The sequence below is a fragment of the Prevotella micans F0438 genome, from assembly GCF_000243035.1.
In the GTDB taxonomy this organism is placed as follows: Bacteria; Bacteroidota; Bacteroidia; order Bacteroidales; family Bacteroidaceae; genus Prevotella; species Prevotella micans.
Window position 1 is genome coordinate 454,732 of record NZ_JH594521.1, and the last position, 2,631, is coordinate 457,362.

Annotated in this window: 2 protein-coding genes; both read left to right on the plus strand. The window is 45.1% G+C overall.

Going from position 1 to position 2,631, the window contains the following annotated elements:
- Positions 1-484 precede the first annotated feature (484 nt).
- On the plus strand, positions 485-646 hold the full coding sequence (locus tag HMPREF9140_RS10560) for a hypothetical protein (protein ID WP_006951321.1): 162 nt from the start codon (positions 485-487) through the stop codon (positions 644-646).
- Between the two features lie 31 nt (positions 647-677).
- Entirely contained in the window at positions 678-2,381 is a 1,704-nt protein-coding gene (locus HMPREF9140_RS01815; protein ID WP_006951322.1) for a hypothetical protein, read from the plus strand.
- Positions 2,382-2,631 lie beyond the last annotated feature (250 nt).

A 2,631-nucleotide genomic window follows, 5' to 3' on the forward strand; every position in this document is an offset into this window, starting at 1 on the left:
CACACACACACACACACACACACACACACACACAGGCATCTAGCCTCACCTAACTTATTTTTACGCGCGCGTAGAAGTTACGCAAACCTAAGGAAACACAAGGGGTATAGCTATCTCTGGTGTTATGTTTTTCGTACCCTTTCCAGAATCGATATAAGAGAAAATAAGGAAAGATTTTATCTCCAAAACCTGCACGAAAATCGTACGGCGAATACTCCCATTCCTGTAAACATAAACTCCCACTCGGCCGATAGGCCGCATGTAGGGACAGACCCCGTGTCTGTCCGCCGGCCCCTAGACCTAATACATGCACAATCGCTCGAGTCTTACTTGGATAATATGTTTGTCCCGTCCGTCAAAAGGATGGGGCGGACAGACACGGGGTCTGTCCCTACATGCGGGCTGGCGCCCGAGTCACCCCTCACCCCTCACACCCCTTTGCCACGACGATAAATAAAGCAATAACGAAATAACAAGTATCAGAATGAACAAAAAGCATTTCTACGAGCCTCCTAAGATTGAGGCAATCGAACTCGAGAACGAATTATTCTTTTGTACATCCGTAAGTCCGAACCCTGGCGGCTCGAACGAGAAAGATTACGATCCCGACGAGGACATCGACGGCGGAGAATACGAATTCGAATAAACAGTAGTACAATCAAAAACAGACAAAGAAGATGAAGACAACAACAAAATCGATCCTCGTTGCGTGCGGTCTGATGGCCATGCTCGCATCGTGCAGCAACGACATAAACACGCCTAATAGTGGCAACAAAGAACAGCCTCAAGGCTTGCAGTTCAGCTTTACCGAAGAAGGCTACGGCGAAGATGAAGTATTGAGCCGCGCCGCAGCAAACAAAGCCCCGCAGACCGAAACCGTAGACCTTGGCGATTGCGAGGCCGAAGTGAGCATGGAGAGCGAGCCGGCCGAAAAGCACCCCCGGGCAGCCACCCGCGCCATCACGAACAAGCACTACACCATCCGCGCCTACCAGGCCGGCGTGAAGAAAGCTGAGATAAGAGGAACATTCAATGGTACAAATTTTATCGCTGATGCTGATTCTCCACAAGACATGCAACTGAATAAAGGTGAGGCGTATGAATTCATTGCTTTCAACGATAACTTTACCCCATCAGGTGACAATGAGCTTATAATTACTCGTGACAAAGTCGCTACAGCCTATATGTGTAGAAAGAATGTGTATATCGACCAATATAAAAAGCAGCAAATCAATTTTGAGATGAAGCATGTCGGGTCTCGTCTGCGCACGCAGTTCGTCTGCCAAAAGCACATCCCGAACAACATCACTGCTACGCTCGATACTAAACTTAACAACATAATTCCAACCAAGGAAACTTATAATATAAATACAGAAAGCTATACCATAAATAGCTTAGGAAGTCTTGTTGCTGTCCCCAACAACTCGCCTGCAAGCACCGAACCTAAATTCACCGCTTCGAACGGCGGACAAACATTTGCCTACACCTCAACGAGTAATTATCATTATTTCCTTCCCGAATCAAAGAATATGGGGTTTATAAAAATAACTTTCAATGCTGGTACCATCTTTTGGAAACCTTTAACAGGCGTTATTCCCTGGCTTAGTTTTAATCCAATAAGTATGAAACCCAACAAATCATACGTTGTAAAGATTAAGCTCAAACCCAAGTTCAGGTATTTATTCAGCGACGGCACAACCGGCTTCCGCTCTGAAACCACCTATGGCGGAGCGCCTGCCGCAACCGCAAAAACACCTATCGGATTAGTAATAGAATCAGGAATAGCAATGAGTTTGAAGTCTATCGAAAACGACCAATGGCTTGAAGGAACTAACGCTGATTATAGACAATACAACAGGAATATGAGCAATAATTTCCAAACTCTTATGTCGTGGGAGAATGGATATGATGAAACTTGGAATGCGGCGAATAATACGGTCAATGTTAAAGGTAATAAGGCTATACCGAAAGGTGATCAAACCAATACCGGCAATTTCCCTGCCTTCTATCATGCAGGCCATTATACTGGTTATTTTATAAGCCCAATAATTTCACCTTTGCCTTTGTGGCTACAAAATACAAAGTGGTATCTACCGGCATTTGGAGAATGGAAATATCCGTTCAATACAGTTGCCTTTGGAGATATGACAGCGTTGTCCGGAGCTACAGATTATGGAGGGTTATCTTGCTATAGCTATTTCATAGAAAATGCTATTACAGCTGTTGGCGGAACCTCTATTATGAGTAAGAATCATTGGACAAGTTCGCAAAATCATCCTGCCGAAGCTGGGCAAGTGCAGATAAACCCGACAAATATGAACTGGAATAGATACAGATGGATTGTACAGAGAAATTCTGTTCGTGCATTCATCCGATATTAAAATAAAAACAATACAGAGTGAGGGTCACGCAATGCTCCCTCGGATAAAATCGACGCAAAATGAGGGTCACGCAATGCTCCCTCGGATAAAATCGACGCAAAATGAGGGTCACGCAACGCTCCCTCGGATAAAATCGATGCAGAGTGAGGGTCACGCAATGCTCCCTGGATAAAATCGATGCAGAGTGAGGGTCACGCAATGCTCCCTCGGATAAAATCGACGCAAAATGAGGGTCACGCAATGCTCCCTC